The 2,863-nt window shown below is 67.9% G+C and carries 3 protein-coding genes; 2 read left to right on the top strand and 1 reads right to left on the bottom strand.

From position 1 onward, the window contains the following. Positions 1-135: 135 nt before the first annotated feature. The gene (locus IF67_RS0138335; RefSeq protein WP_037840421.1) at positions 136-627 is read right to left on the bottom strand and encodes a MarR family winged helix-turn-helix transcriptional regulator; all 492 of its coding nucleotides are present in this window, start codon (positions 625-627) and stop codon (positions 136-138) included. A gap of 112 nt (positions 628-739) precedes the next feature. Here IF67_RS0138335 and IF67_RS0138330 point away from each other — a divergent pair, with 112 nt between their 5' ends. Next, a complete protein-coding gene (locus IF67_RS0138330; RefSeq protein ID WP_030993658.1) occupies positions 740-1,966 on the top strand; it encodes an amidohydrolase family protein in 1,227 nt (408 codons plus the stop codon). A gap of 121 nt (positions 1,967-2,087) precedes the next feature. Next, a partial coding sequence (locus IF67_RS0138325) for an IS481 family transposase (protein WP_037840419.1) occupies positions 2,088-2,863 on the top strand: 776 nt, incomplete at its 3' end.

Here is a 2,863-nt window from a genome sequence, read left to right as displayed (position 1 = left end):
TGTATTGCCCACGAGCGTTGTTGACAATGCTCAGGGGTTCGCTTCGTCCGGTTTTCGGGAGCTTGCCCGAGGGTGATGTTGCGGCGTGACGCGGGTCCTGCCCTTTGGTCCTGCGCTACATCGCTGCGGGGTGGTTCAGTCGTGTGCGCGGGCACTCGTGTCATCGTCGCTGCGGTGGGTCTGCCGGGCGGACCAGGCGCTGGCGTCCTGGCTGTAGCGGATGAGGAACTGGGCGAACTGCATGCGCTCGGTCGGCTCCCATGCAGCGGTGATGTGCTCAAAGGTCTCGCGCTGCTCGGAGGCGAAGCGGCGGCGCTCGGTTTGGCCGGCCTGAGTGAGTTCAAGGACGGTGCGGCGGCCGTCTGCCTGGGATGCGGATCGCCGCAGCAGTCCGTCGGCGATGCAGGCGGCAATGGTGCGGCTGGCGACGGGCTGGGTGACGCCCATCTCGGCGGCGATGCCGCCGACCGTCATCTCGCCGGGCGCGTCCGCGACCACGTTCAGGACGAGGTTGCGGGTCAGATCCCTGCGTCCGCCCGAGGTGCGCCGCCGCAGCCGCGACAGGGCAGGTCCGACCTGATCGAAGAGGCCCTTGCCGGTCTCCCGGGGCGCTGACGAGCTGCTCATGCCGCCCATCCTAGGGAGTTTTGGTCGACATGCATAACCATTCCGTTATGCATGTGCATAGCTTTAGGTATATATTGAGATGGAGGGTCGTACTCCAGGATCGAGGTAAGCCATGTCCGTGACCGCTATTGCTGGTGCCCGGGTCTTCGACGGCGAGAAGCCGCTGGGGGTGACCACCGTGCTCGTCGAGGGCGGGCACATCGCCCGCATCGGCGGCGACGCCCCAGCAGGGGCCGAGATCGTCGACGGCAGCGGCGCCACGCTGCTCCCCGGCCTGATCGACGCGCACGTCCACACCAGCCGGGACGCGCTGGCGTTGGCGCTGCGGTTCGGTGTGACGACCGAGTTGGAGATGCAGGGCACCAACACGCGGGACAACCGGGCCCACATCAGCGAGGACGATGCCGTCGCTGACGTGCGTTCCTCCGGTTTCGGTATCACCCCTCCGGGCGGCCACCCCAGTGAGCTGTTCCCCGAGGGTTTCCGTCCCGGCCCTCCTCCCGGCGCCAAGCCTGCAGGAGAGCCGCCGTTGATGCCGTTCTCCACCACCCCCGAAGAAGCCGTTGCATTCATCCCGCAATTGATCGAACGCGGCTCGGACTACATCAAGTTCATGGTCGACGACGGCAGCGTCGAAGGGCATCCGGGCCTGCCCATGCTTGACCAGGCCACCTTGAACGCCGGCGTGGCTGAGGCCAAGAAGCACGGCATGCTCACCATCGCCCACGCCCTGACCGTGGACGCCACCCGTATGGCCATCGAGGCGGGTATCGACGGCCTGGCCCACCTTTTCATGGACCAGCCCCACACCGACGAGATCATCAACCTGGTCAAGACCGCTGGAGTGTTCGTCGTGCCCTGCGTCGTCCTGAACGCCTCCATGATGGGCATCACCGGAAGCGACCTCGCCGACGATCCGCGCGTCGCCACCCGCCTCGATGCGGACTGGGACAAGGCCCTGCGCTCCGCCTTCGGCCACTACCCCCAAGGCAAGATCGAAGACGTTCTGGCCACCGTCAAGGCCCTCGCCGACGCAGGCGTGGACCTGCTGGCCGGCACCGACGTCTCCCTGCCCCTGCCCTTCCTGGGCGGGCTCGCCCACGGCGCCAGCGTCCACCACGAACTGCAGTACCTGGTTCAAGCCGGCCTCACCCCCGCCCAGGCCCTGCGCGCAGCCACCGCCACCACTGCCCGCCGCTTCGGCCTCGAAGACCGCGGTCGCATCGCCGAAGGTATGCGCGCCGACCTCCTCCTCATCGACGGCGACCCCACCAGCACCATCTCCGACACCCTCAACACACGCGCCATCTGGCGCCGCGGCACCCGACTCGCGGCCTGACCCCGCCGCCCACCACACAGCGCCATAGGCCGCCGACCACCGGGTCGGCGGCCTCACGTGCCTGCGCTCCCCGCCTGAGCCCAGACGGCTGATCAAGATCCGCACCACAGCAGAGGTCTTCGTGTCCCACCCCAACGCCCGACTGACCGTCTACGGCAGACGACTTCTGATCGACCGGGTCCGAGCCGGTCGCCCCGTCGCGCACGTAGCCGACGAAATGGGCATCTCCCGCGCCACGGCCTACAAGTGGGTACGTCGCTGGCGCACCGAGGGCGACACCGGCCTGTTCGACCGCACGAGTCGGCCCCGGACTACCCCGCACCGCACTGCCTCAGACGTCGAGAAACAGGTCTGCGCGCTGCGGCGCGAGCGAAAGCTCGGCCCCGCACGGATCGGTCCGATCCTGGGCATACCCGCCTCCACAGTCCATCGCGTGCTCACCCGCCACGGACTGAACCGACTGCGCTGGATGGACCGGCCCACCGGCCAGGTAATTCGCCGGTACGAACGCGCACGCCCCGGCGAGCTGATCCACGTCGATATCAAGAAGCTCGGCAACATCCCCGACGGCGGCGGGCACCGCATCATGCCCCGGCAGCAGGCCGGTGCCAACAGGCAGGCGACGACCGACGCGCGCAAGGGCGGCAGCCCCGTCATCGGATACAGCTTCGTCCACACAGCCATCGACGACCACTCCCGGCTCGCCTACAGCGAGGTCCTGGCCAACGAGCGCAAGGAGACCGCAGCCGCGTTCTGGCGACGCGCGAACGCCTTCTTCTCCGAACACGGCATCACCGTCGAACGCGTCCTAACCGACAACGGCTCCTGTTACCGATCCAAGCTGTTCGGCCAGACCTTGAGCGTCGCTGGCATCGTCCACAAACGCACCCGACCGTA

This window comes from Streptomyces sp. NRRL S-1813, assembly GCF_000719605.1.
GTDB classification, from domain to species: domain Bacteria; phylum Actinomycetota; class Actinomycetes; order Streptomycetales; family Streptomycetaceae; genus Streptomyces; species Streptomyces decoyicus.
This window is presented reverse-complemented; position numbering and strand designations above follow the sequence as displayed.